Source organism: Amnibacterium sp., assembly GCF_051956055.1.
GTDB lineage: Bacteria > Actinomycetota > Actinomycetes > Actinomycetales > Microbacteriaceae > Amnibacterium.
The window spans coordinates 26779-44034 of record NZ_JBQCGC010000080.1 but is presented as its reverse complement, the minus strand read 5'-3'; the positions used below and the strand labels follow the sequence as shown (position 1 = coordinate 44034).

The following is a 17256-nucleotide window of genomic DNA, read 5'->3' as shown; positions in this document are numbered from 1 at the left end:
CCTGCGACTGCAGCATCTGCACCGACTGGCAGCGGCGACGCACCCGGAGCCGCAGAGTCCGCGCCTCGCCCCGTGGCGACATGCCCCGACCGCATCCGCTCGAGCGCTCCGCGGTCGAGCGCGCGCGGGCCACCTGTCGAAAGGCCGGCCGGCCAGCGGCTCGGCCGGTCAGCGCGCGCGGATGCGGTGCAGCGCCTGACGAGGCCAGAGCGCGGCTGCGCCGAGCATGGCGAGCGCTGCACGGCCGCGGCGCCCGGCCGCCTTCGCCTGCAGCGCCGACCGGTAGAGCGTGAGGCTCCGGGTCTGGAGCTGCACACCGAGCCGGCCGAGCGGCCCGATCGCACTCCACAGCTCCGCCGGTTGCAGCTCCGGTCGGCCCGCGAGTCGCCGACGATGATTCTCGACGGCGAGCCGGATGTTGCGTCGGACCTTGCTCATCGAGCCGGCGTTGATGCCGCTGTCGTGGAACCGGTAGCGCAGCACCGTCCGATCGAGGTTCGCCAACCGGCCGTGCTCCGCGAGGCGGAGGAACAGGTCCCAGTCCTCCGAGACCCCGTGCTGCCAGTAGCCTCCGACCTCACGGATGGCCGACGCGCGCAGCATCACCGACGGGTGGCACACCACATGGCGTCCCGCGATCAGGCCGGCCAGGATCTCGTCGTGGCTCGCAGGGAAGCGCGATTCGGACTCCGCGCGCCCGTCCACCAGGCGCTCGATCTGGCCGCCGACGAGCACCACCTCCGGATGGTCACGCAGGAAGGCGGCCTGCGCGGCGAAGCGACCGAGCACGGTCTGGTCATCGCCGTCCATGCGTGCGAGGAACTCGCCCCGCGCTTCGGCGAACCCGCGGTTCAACGTCGCGGCGAGACCGCGATTCTCCTGACGGACCACGACGAGGCGCGGATCCTGCACCGCAGCGAGGACCGCGTCCACCGAGCCATCGGTGCTCCCGTCGTCGATGACGCGGAGCTCGAGGTCGATCTGATCCTCGTCGAGCACGCTGCGCACCGCCTCGAGCAGATACTCCCCCGCGTTGTACGCCGGGAGGATCACGGAGACGGTCGGCACCGCCCGGAGGGAATCCGCGGAACGAGGCGCGCCCGCCGCCTGCGTCGGAGGGGCGGGCGTCGGACGCTCGGCCATCAGACCTCGCGGGTCTTCAGTGCGGCCGCGCGCTTGGCGTCACGACGGCTCCGAGACTTCCCGACCCGGGACGAGTACTCGTACCGCACGTAGGAGGAGGCGTCCGCGCCCTTCACCGGCAGCTTCGTGAGCACCACGCCGAGCACCCGACCGCCGACCCGCTCGACCTTGCCGATCGCGTCCGCGAGCTGTCCCTTCGTCGCGTGACCGGCGGCGCACACCATGATCGTGCCGGCTGCGCGGTGGGAGAGGATGGCGGCGTCGCTCACCGGCAGCAGGGGCGGCGCATCGATGACGATCGAGCCGAAGCGGTCCTCGAGCGATTCGAGGAGCCGCTTCATCGCCTCGCTCTGCAGCAGCTCGTTCGGGTTCGGCGGGATCGTCCCTGCGGGCAGCACCGTGATCTCCCCGTTCCCCCACTGCTGCAGCGCGTCGTCCAGGTCGACGCGCCCGATGAGCACGTCCGTGAGGCCCACCGCTCCGTCGAGCAGGAGCGAGTCCGCCACGCGCGGACGACGCAGGTCGGCATCGATGATGAGCACGTCGGCGTCCGTGTCCGCGATGGCGAGCGCGAGGTTCACCGCGGTGGTGGTCTTCCCCTCCCCCTCGGTGGACGAGCTGATGACCATCGACTTCAGCGAGCGGTCGACGTCGAGGAACTGCAGGTTGGTGCGCAGCGAGCGGAACTCCTCTGCGAGTCTGCCGGTCGGCTCGTTGCGCATGACGAGCGGGTTCTTCTTGACTGCGCTGGAATGAGCGATGCCGCCGAGCACCGGCCGGTCGGTCACGGCCTGCGCGTCCTCCGGACGACGCACGCGGGTGTCGAGCACCGCGCGGAGGATGGCGAAGACGAGCGCCAGCGCGAAACCGGCGACCACGCCGATGAGCAGCGTCAGCGGGACGTTCGGGGAGCTCGGAGCCTTGGGGGCCTGCGCGGCCTCGACTGTCGAGATCTTGACGGGCGCGCTGCCACCACGGGTGGGCGAGATCTCGGACACGCTCTTCGCGAGCTGCTCGGCGACCCCGTTGGCGATGGCCGCGGCGCGCGTCGGCGATGAGTCCTTCACCGCGATCGCGATCAGGGTGTCCGTGCCGGTCGTCGTGATGGTGATCTCGCTCGCGAGCTTCGTCGTGGACACGGTGAGGCCGAGCGACGAACGCACCGGATCGAGCACGACAGGCTTCGTCGCGATGCCGGCGTAGGTGTTGACGACTTGCGCCAGGTAGGTCGAGCCGGCCGAGAGCTGGTTGAGGTCGCTCGCCGAGCTGAGCGTCACCACGACGGACGATTCGGCGTCGTAGCTGGGCGTCTGCTTGAGCGCGACGACGGCGGCGCCGCCACCACCGATCAGCGCTGCGACGACGAGCAGCACCCACGATCGGCGGAGCACGCGGATGTAGTCGGAGAATTCCACAGCTTGGTCCCTCGGTTCGGGCAGGTCCGGGTGGTCGCGGTCGAACATCGTCGGGTGTCCGATGTCATTGCGACCGCCTGCACCATTCTGCGCCGCATCAGATCATCGGCGCGCCCCCAGAATGCGGCGCACGAGGTCGTGTGCACGCTCTGAGCACGGACCGATCCCTCGGCCCGTCGGAAGACCCCCGCGTCCCCGTCGGCACACGCATCCATTGCGCACGGCCCCAGAAGACGGGTGGTTCCTGGATCTGTGAGGCGCCACGCCGTACAGTCGGACTTGCAGGACACCGATCGCGCCGGTCGCGCCCTGCATACCCGTACCCATTCGGCGCCAGTACTGCGACACCCATCGCAGGTGAGGCCTCCCATGCCCCTCTCTCAGCCCCTTTCGCGATCCATCGAAATCGCGAAGGTCCCGTTCCAGGTGACCACACTCGACGGTGCGGCCGACTGGATGCTGACCCGCGCCGCACGGCCTGGACCAAGCGGGGTCGCGGTGCGGCTCGCCAACGCCTTCTGTGTCACCCTGGCCAGCCGACGCCCCGACTACCTCCATCTTCTCCGGACCCGCGGGGTCAACTTCCCGGACGGAGCACCCGTCGCATGGACCATGCGACGCGCCGGTGCCCCCCACGCCGGCCGCGTCCGCGGCCCCTCGTTCTTCGCCGAGACGCTCGAGCGCAGTCAGGGCACCGGCATCCGCCACTACTTCTTCGGCACCGACGAAGCGGTGCTCGACGGGCTCGTCGAGCGTGTGAGGACGCTGTACCCGCGGGCGATCGTCGTCGGTGCATCCGCGCCCGACTTCGCCGAGGATCCGCGAGCGCTCGCCGCCCAGCTCCCTGCCTCAGTCACGCGCGACTCGGTCGACATCGTGTGGGTGGGGCTCGGGACGCCGAAGCAGGATTTCGTCGCCGATGTGCTCGCCACGGAGCGGGGCATGGTCGCAGCCGGTGTCGGGGCCGCGTTCGACTTCCTCGCCGGCAGCGTCCGTGAGGCGCCGCGCTTCGTTCAGAACTCGGGCCTCGAATGGCTGTTCCGGCTCGTGTCGGAGCCGCGTCGACTGTGGCGCCGCTACCTCATCGGGAACGTGCAGTTCCTTCGAGTCGTGCTGCCCGCGCTTCGCAGCGCGAAGCGCGACCAGGAGCTCGGCGACGCCCTTCCCGACACCCAGCCGATCACCCTCCCCACGCCGGACCAGATCGCGGAGCGCGCCACCGTGCAGGCCCACTGAACGCAGGGCGAAGGCCCCGTCTCCGCACCGGAGCCGGGGCCGTCCGCGTTCCTGCCCGCGGACATCCCACGAAGACCCGTCGAGGGCGTCGCCGGGATCCGCCGACGCCCTCGATGGCCGGCCGCGCTACTCGACCGTGACGGACTTCGCCAGATTGCGCGGCTGATCCACGTCGAGCCCCTTCGCGACGGCGAGCTCCATGGCGAACAGCTGCAGGGGCACCACCGCGAGCAGCGGCTCCATGAGCGGGCAAGCGAGCGGAATGCGGAGCACGTCGTCCGCATACGGCAGCACCGCCGCGTCACCGGCCTCCGCGATCGCGATGACGTGGGCGCCACGAGCGCGGACCTCCTGGATGTTCGACACGACCTTGGCGTGCAGCTCCTCACCCTGTCGAGGACTCGGGACGATCACGATCACGCGCTGGCCCGGCTCGATCAGCGCGATCGGACCGTGCTTCAGCTCACCGGCGGCGAATCCCTCGGCGTGGATGTACGCCAGCTCCTTGAGCTTCAGGGCCCCCTCGAGCGCGATCGGATACCCGACGTGGCGTCCGAGGAAGAGCACGGAACGGGTGTCGGACATGCTGCGCGCGAGTTCGCGCACCTCGGCGGACTCCTCGAGGACGGTCGCCAGCTTCGCAGGGATGGCCTCGAGCTCGGCGAGTTGGGCACGGATCTCCGTCGCGTGGATCGACGCCCGCGCCTGCGCGATCGCGAGGCCGAGCAGGTAGAGGGCGGTGATCTGCGCGACGAAGGCCTTCGTCGACGCGACAGCGACCTCAGGGCCCGCGTGCGTGTAGAGCACACCATCGGACTCGCGCGCGATCGTCGCCCCCTGGGTGTTGCAGATCGACAGGGTCGTCGCTCCGCGCTCACGGGCGTAGCGGACCGCCATCAGGGTGTCCATCGTCTCCCCCGACTGGCTGATGGAGACGACGAGCGTGCTCGGGGACAGCACGGGCTCCCGGTAGCGGAACTCGTGGGCGAGCTCCACCTCGACCGGCAGGCCGGCCCAGCGCTCGATCGCGTACTTGCCGAGCAGGCCCGAGTACGCGGCGGTTCCGCAGGCGAGCACGAGCACCCGATCGATCGCCGCGAGGTCGAGGCCGGCGAGCTCCGGCACCACGACCCGGCCGTCGACGACCCGACCGCGGATCGTGTTCGCGACGGCGTCGGGCTCCTCGCTGATCTCCTTCGCCATGAAGCTCGACCAGCCGCCCTTCTCGGCGGCCGACGCGTCCCATGCGACCTCGAACGGCGTGGGCTCGACCGGCTCGCCGTCGAAGTCGAACACCTCGACGGCGTCCGCCGTGATCGCGACCATCTGGTCCTGACCGATGGCGAGCGCCTGCCGCGTGTACTCGACGAACGCGGCGACGTCGGAGCCGAGGAAGTGCTCGTGCTCGCCGAGCCCGATCACGAGGGGCGAGTTGCGACGGGCCCCGACGACGAGCCCTGGCTCGTCGGCGTGTACGGCCAGCAGCGTGAAGGCGCCTCGCAGTCGCCCGACGATCGCGAGCATCGCGGCGCGGAGGTCGCGCGTCCGGCTGTACTCCCGACCGAGGAGGACGGCTGCGACCTCGGTATCCGTCTCGCTGTCGAAGCGATGGCCCTCAGCGAGCAGTTCGGCCTTGAGCGCGGCGTCGTTCTCGATGATGCCGTTGTGGATTAGCGCGAGCCGGCCGTCATCGCCGAAATGCGGGTGCGCGTTGCCGTCGGTGGGGCCGCCGTGCGTCGCCCAACGCGTATGCCCGATCCCCGTGCCGGCGTCGGGGAGGCGCTGTTCGGCGAGGTCGGCCACGAGCACGTCGAGGCGTCCCGCCTTCTTGCGCGAGTGCAGCATGCCGTCACCGTCGACGACCGCGATCCCCGCGGAGTCGTAGCCGCGGTACTCGAGGCGACGGAGGCCGTTCACGATGACGTCGGTGCTCGAGCGAGCCCCGACGTAGCCGACGATTCCACACATGGTTCGGGCTCGTTTCTCGGAAGGGCGGGTGGTCAGCGCGCGAAGGCGCCCGATGGAGATGCAGGAGCGCGCATCACTGACGGCCGTGCGCGGTGGCGCGCGGCACACCTTCGGGGCGGTGCGAGAAGGGTGGTGACACGGGCGACGAGCACGGCGTATCCGTTCCGCCCTGTGGGTGCAGGGCAGCGGTGAGATTCGGGTCCTGCCACGGTAATGGTCTGCGGTGCTGGCGGGCAGCCCCCGAAGAGGGGCGCGGACGCCCGGGATGCCTCACCGTCGGGCGGTGTACCGTCATGCGGCCGCGCGTGCCGCGGTCGACACCGGTGGACCTGCACCGCGATGAAGGAGTGATGTGGCAGATCTGACCCCGGTGCGACTGGAGCGCACGACGGACTCCGGCACCTGGGACGCCCTCGTCGAGTCCCTGACGCCGGAACCGGCGTTCCACCGGGCGGATTGGCTCGATCTGCAGTCGAAGCTCAACGGCTTCCTGGTCGAGCGCCTGCTCGTACTCGAGGAGGACCGCCCGATCGGCGTCGTGCCCGTGCCGCGCCGCTCGCGGCGATCCATCGAGGGCATCGATGCGCCGTTCCCGTATCTCGGCCCGCTCGTGCCCGCGGAGCGCCTCAGCGCGACGATCGCGGCGCTTCGGACGTGGCAGCGCAGGAACGGCCTGGTCATCTCGCACTTCGAGTTCGGTCCTGCCGCGGCCCCGTCGACGCTCGAGACCCTCACCGGCGCCGGCGCTCAGGCGCACGCGGACAGCACGGTACTGGTCGATCTCGCCCACGGCTCGGCCGATGCGCTCCGCGCCGGGTACTCGTCCCTGCGCCGCCGCGACATCCGCCGAGCGATCCGCGACGGCGCGACCGTCCGCAATGCGCACCCGGGTGAGCTCACGGCGCTGCTCCCCCGCGTGCTGGAGGAGGCATTCCATGCGCACGGCAAGCCTTCCCCGTATCCGGAGGACGTCGGTGAGCAGGTCGAGGCGTGGGCGGAGGGCCGCAGCGACGTGGGCACGTTCACCGCGTTGGTGAACGGGGAACCCGCCGGTGTGCAGGTCGTGCTCGGAGGTGGCGAGATCGCGCTCGCCTGGGTCGGAGCGTGCCTTCGCGCCTACCGGAGCGCGAACCCGAACGTCCTGCTGTACGACCGCCTGCTCGAGTGGGCGCTGGAAACGGGGCACCGGACCGTCGATCTGGTCGGTCGCGTCGATGAAGGCGTACTGCGCTACAAGATGGCGTTCGGCGGGGTCGAGACCCCCTACACGGTCGCACGGTCGACGTTGATCCCGCAGCCGCTGCTCACTGCGGCGGGCAAGGCCCGTCGGCTCATCAAGCGCTGACGCGGTCCGGGCGCTCGGGAACCCGCGCGCCCGCGACCAGCTGGTCGAGCATGCCGCGATACGAGGCGGGATCGAGTGGCCGGAGGACTTCGCCGAGCCTCGTCCGCAGCGGCACCCGCAGACCGGCTTCACTGAGCCATTGGTCGATGTCGAGGATCGACGCTCCGGACGAGAACTGCGCCAGCTGCCTCGCCCCCGCGGCCTCATGGGTCAGCCGGTAGCTCTTCGTCCGCGTCGCCCACGCCCGTGCGTCCGGAGGACTCACCTTTCCGAGCAGGAGCGCCGTCAGCCACAGCGCCTGCATCTCCGCGCCGACGGGGCTCCGGAACGAGTTCATCCATCCGAGGAACGCGATGCGCGACGGGTGCCGGGGCACGGTGTGCAGGTAGAGGTGCAGGTCACCCTGCGGATCGAGCAGCGTCGCCCGCACGGCGTCGCTGAGGAACGACAGGTCCTGGTCGTACCCGGTGGCCGCCACGACGACGTCGACAGGCAGGGTCGACCCGTCGGCGAGCACGGCACGTCCTCCCGCCGGTGCGGCCTCGAGGGCCGTGATGCGGGTGCCGCGGGCGAGTCGGATCGCCCCCGCGTCGATGGCTTCGAAGAACCCGGTCGTGACGAGGTGCGTGAACCCGTCGATCCCGCCCTCGGGAACGAGCCCGCGCCGGTCGAGCTCGAGCTGGGCGCGGACGCGGCGCTCGAGCGCTCGGAGCACCCGGACCCGGACGCTGCGGTCGAGGCGTTGCAGCACGCGGCCGACGATGGTCCGGTGCGGCGCCCAGATGAGGTGCTCGCCGAGCCGGGAGAGCACGAGGCGCTGCCAGGTCATCCCACCGATCCGCCACGGCAGCTTCCAGCTGATCCCCCGCGCGACGACGGTGACGGACCGGGCGAGCGGCACCGCTGCGAGCGCGATGTCGGCCGCGGATTTCCCCCAGCCGACGACGACGACGTCGCGGCCGCGCAGGCGGTCGCCGTCCCCGACGTCGGACGGTGCGAGGACCAGGCCCCCGTTCGCGGCGAAGCCCGCCGCGCCGGGGTACTCGGGCACATGGGGAAGCGAGCAGATGCCGTTCGCCATGACCAGCCAGTCGGCGTGCTCACGCCGCGCTCCGCCTGGACCTTCGACGTCGAGGTCCCAGCCGTCGTCGCCCGCGGCGCGGTCGGCGAGCACGACACGGGTGCCGAGCTCGATCACCTCGTCCAGTCCGTTGCGGCGCGCGAACTCGGCGAGGTAGGCCTGCACGGCGGCTCCGCTCGGGAACTCGTCGTACTCGTCCGGCATCGGCAGGTCCGAGAAGGAGTAGGTGCGCTTGTCGTTCTGCGTCTTCACCCCGGGGTAGCGCCGCGACGCGCTCCACACCCCGCCGACGTCGGCCCGCTCCTCGAACACGACGACCTCGAACCCCGCGGCCTTGAGGGCACGCGCAGCGGCGAGACCGGAGACACCTGCTCCGACGATCGCGACCTTCACTTCGCTCCACCTTCCCCGACGGGGCACGCCGGCGTGGGTCGAGCCGGTTCGGGTGGTCGGGTGGCCCCAGCGTAGAGATCGGCACGCACCGCCGCATTCCCCACTCGAGGGCACAGGGGAGGGATCGCAGGCGGCGGCGTGGCGGTGATGTGCTCGACACATCGGCGCGGGATCATGTGCTGTGCGCGCGTGGGTCCGGCTTCCGGCGATGGATCGCGCACGCCGCCGGCAGATGCGGAAGGCGCACCGTACGCGGATGCGCGAGCTGCGTCGAACCGCTCCCGAACGCTGGCGCGAGCATCCGTGATCCGATCCCTCCGGCGCCAGGAGGCGTGCGTGGGGATCACGGCTGCAGTCCTGTGACGATCGCGGCGAGCTTCGATGCGATCGTGCGCTCGTCGCTCGCGGTGAGGTCCCCGGCGCGCGCCGGGGCGGTCAGCCACTTGGACGCGACGGGATCGACCCACTTCGCTCCGGCCGACGCGGCCGCGACGGACAGCGTGCTGCGCAGGGTCGCGAGCGTGGCCGACGAGAACCCGTTCGTGACGACGGGCCCGACCAGCGCCACGGCGGCGCCGGGAGCCCGCTTGTGCACCGCCGCGACCACCTGCGTCGCGGCACCGGCAAGGGTGTCGCCGGAGGCGGCGCCGTCGTTCGCACCGCCGACGACCAGCACGACCTGGGCGTCGACGGGCACGCTCTCCGCGGCGCCCACAAAGGTGCGACGGCTGCTGCCGGACGTCGCGTAGCCGCCGCCATCGGCGGCGATGGTGGTGACCTGCGATCGCAGCTGGGAGGCGAGCAGCGCGGGCCACCGCTTCGACACGGTCACGCCCGCCGAGGACCGATCGGCCGTCTCGTCGGCGAGCACCGCCACGACCGGACCGGCAGCCGGAGTCGGGGTCGCCACCGGGGGCGGCGCGTACCCGGCCGCCTGCCTGGCGGCTGCGGTCGTCTGGTCGGCACTCTGCTGCAGCAGGATCCCGGCCGGCACGACGAACAGCACCACCGCGACGAGAACGGCGACTGCGCTCCAGGCGTCCTTCGAGGTCCGGTCGCGGAACGGTCGGCGGAGTCGGTCCCCGCCGACGGCCGGCTGCGCGGTCGCCGTCGATGCACCGGACCGTTCCGTGTCGAAGGGACCGAGCGATCGCGCATTGCGGCCGCCGTCGGGCAGGCGGGACGTCGGAATGCGAGGGTCGGGCATGTCGCTCGAACTCCGTTCACCGCGCCGGGTGAGCGCAGGTCGGCCATCGTCGGCGTGGGCTCGCCGCCGCCGGATCGTCGGTCGGGTACCGCGGATCCGATGGCGACATCGTACCGGGCCGGAAGCCGGCGCGCGTGGTCGCAGCCTGATCGGGGCCTCCTTTCGGGGAGTCGCCGCCCCCGGAACCGGTCCGTAGCATCAGGTCGATGTACCCGAACGAACTCCGCAGGACCACCCACCTGCGCACCCGGCGCGTGACCGGCGCCGCCTTGCTCGCCGCCGGCGCCTTGCTGCTGGCGGGATGTACCTCCGCCGCGCCCGCTCCGACGCCGTCGGTCACCCCGGCGGTCGAGGTGGTGCACGACCTCCAGTTCGCGGCGCCCGGCGGCACCCCCCTGCTCCTCGACGCCTGCACGCCGAAGCACGTGACGGGCGCACTGCCTGCAGTGGTGATCGTGCACTCGGGAGGGTTCACGCAGGGCAGCCACAGCGACCTCGACTGGCTGTGCGAGCAGGGGGCGCAGCACGGCTTCACCGCCTTCACGGTCGACTACCGCCTGCTTGCGAAGGCGCACTTCCCCGGCCAGCTGGACGACGTCGTCGCCGCGGTCGACTGGATCAGCGCCACGACGCAGGCGAGCCGCTTCCACGTCGACCCGAAGCGCATCACGCTCCTCGGCACGTCGGCAGGGGCGACGATCGTCTCCGAGCTCCTCACCGGGGTGCCGGGCTCCCCCGTGCCGACCAGTCGGTTCGCCGGCGGCGCGCTCCTGTCCGCCGCGGTCGACTTCACATCCGTGGCCGGGCCCGGAGCGGACATCTCGAACGCGGGCGTGCAGGTCACGCTCCAGTACGCCGGCTGCTCCACGACCGACTGCCCCGAGCTCGCCGCCCTGTCAGCGGTGCGATCGGTGAGCCACAGCGACCCGCCGATGTTCCTGGCGAACTCGACGAACGAGCTCGTGCCCCTCGATCAGGCGAAGGAGATGGACGCCGCGCTGAAGTCGGCGGGCGTGCGGCACGAGCTGCGCATCGCGCAGGGCACTGATCACGCGGAGTTCATCGCGCAGAACCACCCCGACATCGACGCGGCGATGTGGGCGTTCCTCCGCTCGACGGTCCGCTGACGCGGACCCTCGCTCCGGGGGCCCTCCGCGGCTGAAGGGGCGCCCCGCACCGCCCCGTCAGCCGCGGATCGCCCCCGGAGCGGAGGACGGTACAGCGGTGGCGATCGGCGATTCGAGCTGCTCGAGCAGCGCCGCGGCGACCGCCCCGACGTGCGGCTCCCGCATCATCGCGCTGTGCTCGCCGTCGACCGTGACGAAGCGGACATCGCCGGTGAGCAGCTCGCCCCACTCCGCCTCGTCGTTCGGGTTGCCCAGGCCGGCCACGACCATCGCCCGACCGTCGTACGGCTGCGCCTGGTAGCCGCGGGCGGCGAGCACCGACTGGTAGAAGAACGTGTCGAACTGCTGCTGCCCCGAGTAGCGGATGATGCCGGCGGTTCGAGCACGCAGGAGCCGCACGGTCGCTCGGAGCGGAGTGGTGCGCTGCAGCGACTGCTCGCCCACGTCGGACAGCATCTTCGACATCGCCCGGCCGAGGACGGTGGTGGAGGGACGGTCAGCGAGCCGCCCGAACTGCTCGGTCATGCCGAGCTCGTCCATCGCGTGGGCCGGCAGGTACGTGTCGATCATCCCGAGGAGCGCGACCTCCTCCCCTTCGGCACGGAGGCGGTGCGCGACCTCGAGGGCCACCATCCCACCGAAGGAGTGGCCGACGAGCCGGTACGGCCCGTGCGGCTGCTGCTCGCGGATCGTTCGCAGCGCGCGCCGCGCATGCGCAGCGATGCTCCAGTCCGGGACCGCGCGCCGTTCGAGCCCGTGCGCCTGGAAGGCGACGACATCCCAGCCGTCGAGGTGCCGCGCGAGCGGGAGGAACTGCAGCGCGAGGGCGCCGGCGCCGGCGAAGCAGAACAGTCGTCGCTCCCCCGACCCGGTACGCAATCGGACCGCGTCGGGGTGGTCCCCCTGGCGGGCCGAACCGCGCGCGACGACGGCAGCGAACTCGCGCAGGGTCGGCGCGTTCAGCAGATCGGCGGAGGAGAGCTCGATGTGGAACCGCTCGCCGACGTCGGCGAGCATCTCCTCGACGCTGAGCGAGTCACCGCCGAGCGCCAGGAAGTCGCCGTCCAGCGGCACCTTGTCCATCCCGAGCACGCCGGCCCAGATGCCGCCGACGACGAGCTCGTGCTGCGTGTAGGCGAGGTCGCTCACCTCGGCCTCGTCGGGCTTCGGCAGACGCTGCCGGTCGATCTTGCCGCGCTCGTTCCTCGGCATCTCGGCGAGCAGCACGATGCTGCCGGGAACCATGTACTCGGTGAGCCTTGCGCGCAGCTGCCGCCGAAGCTCGGCCACGGAATCGGGACGCACCGACGGTCGCTGCACCACGTAAGCCACGAGCCGGGTGGGCCGGTCGGGCTCGACCACGGGGAGCACGAGCGCCTCGGTCACCTTCTCGTTGCCGCGGAGCGCGTCCTCGATCTCGCTGAGGTCGACGAGGTAGCCGCGCACCTTCACCGCCGTGTCCGAGCGCCCGACCAGCGTGAGGACGCCGTCCTCGTCGAGCCGCGCGAGGTCGCCCTGCAGGTAGGTGCGCCGACCGTCGGGCAGCACCCCGAACTTCTTCGCGTTCTCCTCGTCGTTGCGCCAGTAGCCGCCGGAGAGGTAGTCGGAGACGACCAGAAGGCGGCCGGTCTCGCCGGGCTCGGCCTCGGTGTCGTCATCCCGAAGGATGCGCACCTCCCGATTGGCCAGCACTTGGCCGGCCGGAAGGGTGCCGTTCGGAGCGCGGACGTTTGCGGGGATGACGAGGCTCGCGGTGCACGTGGCCTCCGAGGAGCCCATCCCATTCACGAAGATCACGGGGCCGGCGAGCCGGGATCGGAACGCTTCGACGTCCTGGCCGCTGATGCCCTCACCGCCCGTCGAGAGGACGCGAACGCCGTCGATCGACTCCCCTGCGGCGAGCTCGTTCGTGAGCGCTCGCAGCAGGTGCGGGCTCATCCCGAGCACGGTGACACGCTCGGCGCGAACCCAGTCGAGGATCGCTCTCGGCGTGCTGCTCCGCGCGTCGTGCATGTGCAGCGATGCGCCGTTCAGCAGGGTCGTGAACACGACGACGGGTCCGCCGACGAATGCCATCGGGAACAGGAGGGAGACGCGGTCGCCCGGACCGGTCCCGTTCGTGAGCCGGTTCGTGAAAGTGTCGTTGAGCATCTGGGCGTGCGTCTCGATCACGCCCTTGGGCTTGCCGGTGGAGCCCGACGTGAAGACGACGAACGCCGTGTCCTGGTCGGCGGCCTCCGGCATGGGCAGGTCGGCGGCACGGGCGTCCGCGGGCACATCGAGCATGACGCGCTCGACCCCGGTCTCGAAACCGGCGAGCACGTCGGCGTGCGCCGCGTCGGTGATGCAGGCGCGCATGCCGGCGAGCTCGACGATGTCCGCGGTGCGGGCCGGAGGCGCCGCCGGGTCGAGGTTGATGAACACCCGGTCGAGTCGCATCAACGCGAACAGCAGTACGACCGCGTCGGCGTCGTGCGAGAGCAGCAACCCGACCGGCTCGTCGCCGGCCGGCACCCGGTCGCGCACCCAGGTGGCGACCACGTCGATGCGGTCGAGGAGCTCTCGGAACGTGAAGGTCCCCTGAGGAGCGGTCAGCGCGAGCGCGTCCGGCTGGACGTCAGCGACTCGCCTGAGGCGGTGCAGCAGCGAGTGGTACTCGCCTGGGAACTCGATCGGGTCGAGGGCGGGCATGCTGCGGGTCTGGTTCTGGGGCATTCGGGCCTCCGCGGCCGGCTGGCGACGAGTGGGTGCTCGCGCAGGGACGCCGGCGTCTGTCTGGGTGCTGGAATGGTACCGGCGCTGCCGCGCGTTGCAATGAGATCATTAAGAATCTGCTCGCGACGCGCCGGGGAACACCCCCGATTGCGGGGAGCGTGAACCGACGGTGCACCGTCCGGGACACCTCGGGAAGCGCACCGATTCCGTCCGGCGTGGACGAGCAGCTTCAGGAGATGCGCCGATGAGGGTCCCGGCCCCCACCCGGGCGCTGACCACGCACCGGGGCGGACCCCTGAGCGTTGAGCAGGAGCGCACCGTTGCCGCTCCACACATGATGCCCGGCGACTACGTCCTGTGCCGGATCCGCTCGCCGCTCGTGCTCACCGAGGATGCCGTGGTTGTCGCTCGTGCGCACGTGCACGTTCGTCGAGGGCATGCATTCGAAACCGATCCAGATCGTGCGACCGCGTCCGGTCGCATCCTGGTGTCGTCGTCGGCGGCGGCGACGATGGTCGCGCTATCGCCGACAACGATCGTGCCGCGCCCTCCGGGGCCGCGACACGGCTCCCTCGGCGCGAGCTCGGCTTCTCAGGAGCGGACCGCGCGGGCGTGCTCCCAGTACCAACCGACCGTGGAGCCGATGCCGTCCACGAGCGAGATCCTCGCGTTCCAGCCCGCGCCGGCGAGCTTGCTCACGTCCAGCAGTTTCTGCGGCGTCCCATCCGGCTTGGTCGTGTCCCACTCGGTCACGCCGGTGAAGCCGACCACGTCCGCGATGGTCTCGGCGACCTCGCGGATCGTCACGTCCGTGCCGGTGCCGACGTTCACCTGCGCAGCGCCGTCGTAGTGCTCCAGCAGGTGCAGGCACGCGTCGGCCATGTCGTCCACGTGCAGGAACTCGCGCCGGGGCGCCCCGGTCCCCCAGTTCGTCACCGTGGTCGCACCTGACTTGACTGCCTCGTCGTACCGGCGGATCAGCGCTGGCAGCACGTGCGAGCCCTTCGGCGAGAAGTTGTCGTTCGGCCCATAGAGGTTCGTCGGCATCGCGCTGATCCACGGGAGTCCGTACTGCTTGCGCACCGACTGCACGCCGAGAATACCTGCGATCTTCGCGATCGCGTACGCGTCGTTCGTCTCCTCCAGGTGGCCCGTGAGGAGGCTGTCCTCCTTGATCGGCTGCGGCGCGAATTTCGGGTAGATGCACGACGAGCCGAGGAAGAGGAACCGCTCGACGCCCTGCTCGAGCGCCGCGTCCATCACGTTCGTCTGGATCCGCAGGTTGTCCGACAGGAAGTCGACCGGATAGGTCGAGTTCGCCAGGATCCCGCCGACCTTCGCGGCCGCCAGCACCACGACCTTGGGCTTCGTCTCGCGGAAGAAGGCGAAGGTCGCGTCGCGGTCCTTCAGGTCGAGTTCAGCCGACGTGCGGCCGATGACGTCCTCGAAGCCCTCCACCTCCAACTTGCGCACGATGGCGGAACCGACGAGGCCGCGGTGGCCCGCGACGTACACGCGGTCCCCACGGTCCAACGGAGTCGGGGTGAAGGGCACGCCGCCCTTCAGATCGGTCTTTCCGTCTGTCACGCCTCCACCCCGAGGGCGGCGTTTCGGCGAGTGGTCCAGGAATCGAGCTTGACCGTGTCGATCCAGGGCCGGCCCTCGTGAGCGAGTGCAGCGACGTCCGCCTCGACCATGAGCTTCGCGAGCGCGAGGCCATCGACCGTCGCCGTCCAGCCCAGCTCGGTCTTGGCCTTCGTCGCGTCACCGATCAGCGCGTCGACCTCGGTCGGGCGCAGGTAGCGCTCGTCGAACTTCACATACTCCTGCCAGTCGAGGCCCACATGCGAGAACGAGGTCTCCAGGAACTCGCGCACCGTGTAGCCCACGTTGGTGGCCAGCACGTAGTCGTCGGGCTGGTCGGCCTGCAGCATCCGCCACATGCCCTCCACGTACTCCGCCGCGTACCCCCAGTCGCGCACCGCGTCCAGGTTGCCCATGAAGAGGTCCTTCTGCTGGCCCGCCTTGATCCGCGCGACCGCCCGTGTGATCTTCCGGGTCACGAACGTCTCACCGCGACGAGGAGACTCGTGGTTGAACAGGATCCCGTTCACCGCGAACATCCCGTACGCCTCGCGGTAGTTCTTCGTCACCCAGTACGAATAGACCTTCGCGGCGCCGTACGGGCTGCGCGGGTAGAACGGGGTCTCCTCGTTCTGCGGCGGCGGCGTCGCACCGAACATCTCCGAGGACGAGGCCTGGTAGAAGCGGCAGTGCAGGCCGGCGAGGCGGACCGCCTCGAGCAGCCGCATGCTGCCGACGCCGGTCGTGTCGCCGGTGTGCTCCGGCTCATCGAAGCTGACGCGCACGTGGGACTGGGCCGCGAGGTTGTAGACCTCCTGGGGCTTGATCTCCGACAGCAGCGTCACGAGACGAGCGCCGTCGGACAGGTCGCCGTAGTGCAGGAACAGGCGGGCGTCCGGGTTGTGCGGGTCCGTGTACAGGTGATCGATCCGCGCCGTGTTGAACGTCGAGGCACGACGGATCAGGCCGTGGACCTCATAGCCCTTCTGGAGCAGCAACTCTGCCAGGTACGACCCGTCCTGGCCCGTGATCCCCGTGATGAACGCGACCTTCTTGAACGGCATGGAGATTCCTCGGGGAGAGTTCGGTGCGTGGGCCGATGGGGCGCCACGGGTGGGTCACCATTCATGGTCACACATGCATGAACCGGGGACGACGTCCCAGAAATAGGCGCGTCGAAGCAGTGAGTAGTCAAGTGCCTTCTGCCAAGAAGGGCGGGCCGATCGCGCAAGGGTCACCAGGACCATCCGGCGCCGCTGAGAGCCTCAACTCCAGCGCGAAGTCGAAGGAGCCTCGATCGGAGCGACTCCCGACCGGCTTCTCCCAGTCGTCGTTTGGACAGGTCCTGCGGTTCACACCTGAGTCTTCAGCTCGAACCACGTTCGAGCTTCGGCTCTCGTCGTCCGGTCGGTGCTCGTCGAGCCGGGTGTAGTCGACGCGCCCCGAGGAGACGGTGCCGGGGTGTGGCTGCATGGACGAGCGCCCGGAGGCCGGCCTCCGGGCGGGAACGGAACCAGCAGCGGTCCTGCCACCACCACGAGCACCGCGCCTGCGCCGAGCATCCGGATGATCCCGCCGACGGCAATGCACCCGGCGCTGCTCGGACGGGCTCACGCGCAGGCGCGGCGCGGGCCGGAGGGAACGATCTCCGCCCGCCGCGGCGCGCGCTCAGCCGGATGCGGTGAATGCGTCCCACCTCGGACGGCCGGTCGGTGCTGCCGCGCGATCGTGTTCTCTCTCGACTCGTCCACGACGGCCTGCGCCTCCCCCCCATCGGTTCGTCGGATCGCGACAGCTCCACATCGACGCCTGCCTCCGCGAGCGCAGGCATCATCCGGCCGCGCTGGCATCTCGACCTACGGCGCCGGCAACCGGGAGGATCCCGTCGGCCGGGCCGCGACAGCATCCCGGTTCGCGCCTCTCCTGCGCGGGTAGCGGCGGACGGAGCGTGCGAACGTGGTCTCTGCCGGTGCCGGGAGCGTCGACGGGAGCAGCGTGGCGTTGTCGTCGGCGCCCCGAACATCGCGAGCAGCGGCAGAGCG

11 protein-coding genes are annotated in these 17256 nt (G+C 70.8%); 3 read left to right on the top strand and 8 right to left on the bottom strand.

Annotated features, from left to right (window positions below; translation table 11 throughout):
• Positions 1–168: 168 nt before the first annotated feature.
• Positions 169–1068, bottom strand: coding sequence for a glycosyltransferase family 2 protein (locus tag ACTHLI_RS11635; RefSeq protein WP_440183720.1), 900 nt, complete (start codon positions 1066–1068; stop codon positions 169–171).
• Between the two features lie 74 nt (positions 1069–1142).
• Positions 1143–2558, bottom strand: coding sequence for a polysaccharide biosynthesis tyrosine autokinase (locus ACTHLI_RS11630; RefSeq protein ID WP_440183719.1), 1416 nt, complete (start codon positions 2556–2558; stop codon positions 1143–1145).
• Positions 2559–2984: 426 nt separating this feature from the next.
• On the opposite strand from ACTHLI_RS11630, the gene ACTHLI_RS11625 reads away from it, so the two are divergent.
• Positions 2985–3794 (top strand): WecB/TagA/CpsF family glycosyltransferase, encoded by an 810-nt coding sequence (locus ACTHLI_RS11625; RefSeq protein WP_440183717.1) that lies wholly within the window; start codon positions 2985–2987, stop codon positions 3792–3794.
• 126 nt (positions 3795–3920) lie between these two features.
• On the opposite strand, the gene glmS is transcribed toward ACTHLI_RS11625, so the two are convergent.
• Positions 3921–5762, bottom strand: a complete 1842-nt coding sequence (gene glmS / locus ACTHLI_RS11620) for a glutamine--fructose-6-phosphate transaminase (isomerizing) (RefSeq protein WP_440183716.1) — start codon at positions 5760–5762, stop codon at positions 3921–3923.
• A 352-nt stretch (positions 5763–6114) separates the two neighbouring features.
• Here glmS and ACTHLI_RS11615 point away from each other — a divergent pair, with 352 nt between their 5' ends.
• Positions 6115–7107 carry a GNAT family N-acetyltransferase gene (locus ACTHLI_RS11615; RefSeq protein ID WP_440183715.1) on the top strand — a complete coding sequence of 331 codons (993 nt, stop codon included), beginning with the start codon at positions 6115–6117 and terminating at the stop codon, positions 7105–7107.
• On the opposite strand, the gene ACTHLI_RS11610 is transcribed toward ACTHLI_RS11615, so the two are convergent.
• Together ACTHLI_RS11610 and ACTHLI_RS11605 are read right to left on the bottom strand one after the other, a co-directional pair.
• The gene (locus ACTHLI_RS11610) at positions 7097–8581 is read right to left on the bottom strand and encodes a flavin-containing monooxygenase (RefSeq protein WP_440183713.1); all 1485 of its coding nucleotides are present in this window, start codon (positions 8579–8581) and stop codon (positions 7097–7099) included. The two genes, ACTHLI_RS11615 and ACTHLI_RS11610, sit on opposite strands and share 11 nt — an antisense overlap.
• A 343-nt stretch (positions 8582–8924) precedes the next feature.
• Positions 8925–9788, bottom strand: coding sequence for a GDSL-type esterase/lipase family protein (locus ACTHLI_RS11605; RefSeq protein WP_440183711.1), 864 nt, complete (start codon positions 9786–9788; stop codon positions 8925–8927).
• 206 nt (positions 9789–9994) lie between these two features.
• Here ACTHLI_RS11605 and ACTHLI_RS11600 point away from each other — a divergent pair, with 206 nt between their 5' ends.
• Entirely contained in the window at positions 9995–10915 is a 921-nt protein-coding gene (locus ACTHLI_RS11600) for an alpha/beta hydrolase (RefSeq protein ID WP_440183710.1), read from the top strand.
• 57 nt (positions 10916–10972) lie between these two features.
• Here the strand turns inward: ACTHLI_RS11600 and ACTHLI_RS11595 are convergent, their stop codons facing one another.
• The 3 genes from ACTHLI_RS11595 to gmd all read right to left on the bottom strand — a co-directional run bounded on the left by ACTHLI_RS11595 (position 10973) and on the right by gmd (position 16278).
• Complete coding sequence (locus ACTHLI_RS11595) at positions 10973–13630, bottom strand: AMP-binding protein (protein WP_440183708.1); 2658 nt, start codon at positions 13628–13630, stop codon at positions 10973–10975.
• 591 nt (positions 13631–14221) lie between these two features.
• Positions 14222–15217: a GDP-L-fucose synthase family protein gene (locus ACTHLI_RS11590; protein WP_440183707.1), complete on the bottom strand. Its 996-nt coding sequence runs from the start codon at positions 15215–15217 to the stop codon at positions 14222–14224.
• Positions 15214–16278: a GDP-mannose 4,6-dehydratase gene (gene gmd, locus ACTHLI_RS11585; RefSeq protein WP_440183705.1), complete on the bottom strand. Its 1065-nt coding sequence runs from the start codon at positions 16276–16278 to the stop codon at positions 15214–15216. The genes ACTHLI_RS11590 and gmd overlap by 4 nt, the downstream gene beginning before the upstream one ends.
• Between the last annotated feature and the right edge of the window lie 978 nt (positions 16279–17256).

Coding starts and splice junctions, on each gene's coding strand:
- ACTHLI_RS11605 (WP_440183711.1), bottom strand. CDS start 9,788: ATGCCCGACCCTCGCATTCCGACGTCCCGCCTGCCCGACGGCGGCCGC.
- ACTHLI_RS11600 (WP_440183710.1), top strand. CDS start 9,995: ATGTACCCGAACGAACTCCGCAGGACCACCCACCTGCGCACCCGGCGC.
- ACTHLI_RS11595 (WP_440183708.1), bottom strand. CDS start 13,630: ATGCCCCAGAACCAGACCCGCAGCATGCCCGCCCTCGACCCGATCGAG.
- gmd (WP_440183705.1), bottom strand. CDS start 16,278: ATGCCGTTCAAGAAGGTCGCGTTCATCACGGGGATCACGGGCCAGGAC.
- glmS (WP_440183716.1), bottom strand. CDS start 5,762: ATGTGTGGAATCGTCGGCTACGTCGGGGCTCGCTCGAGCACCGACGTC.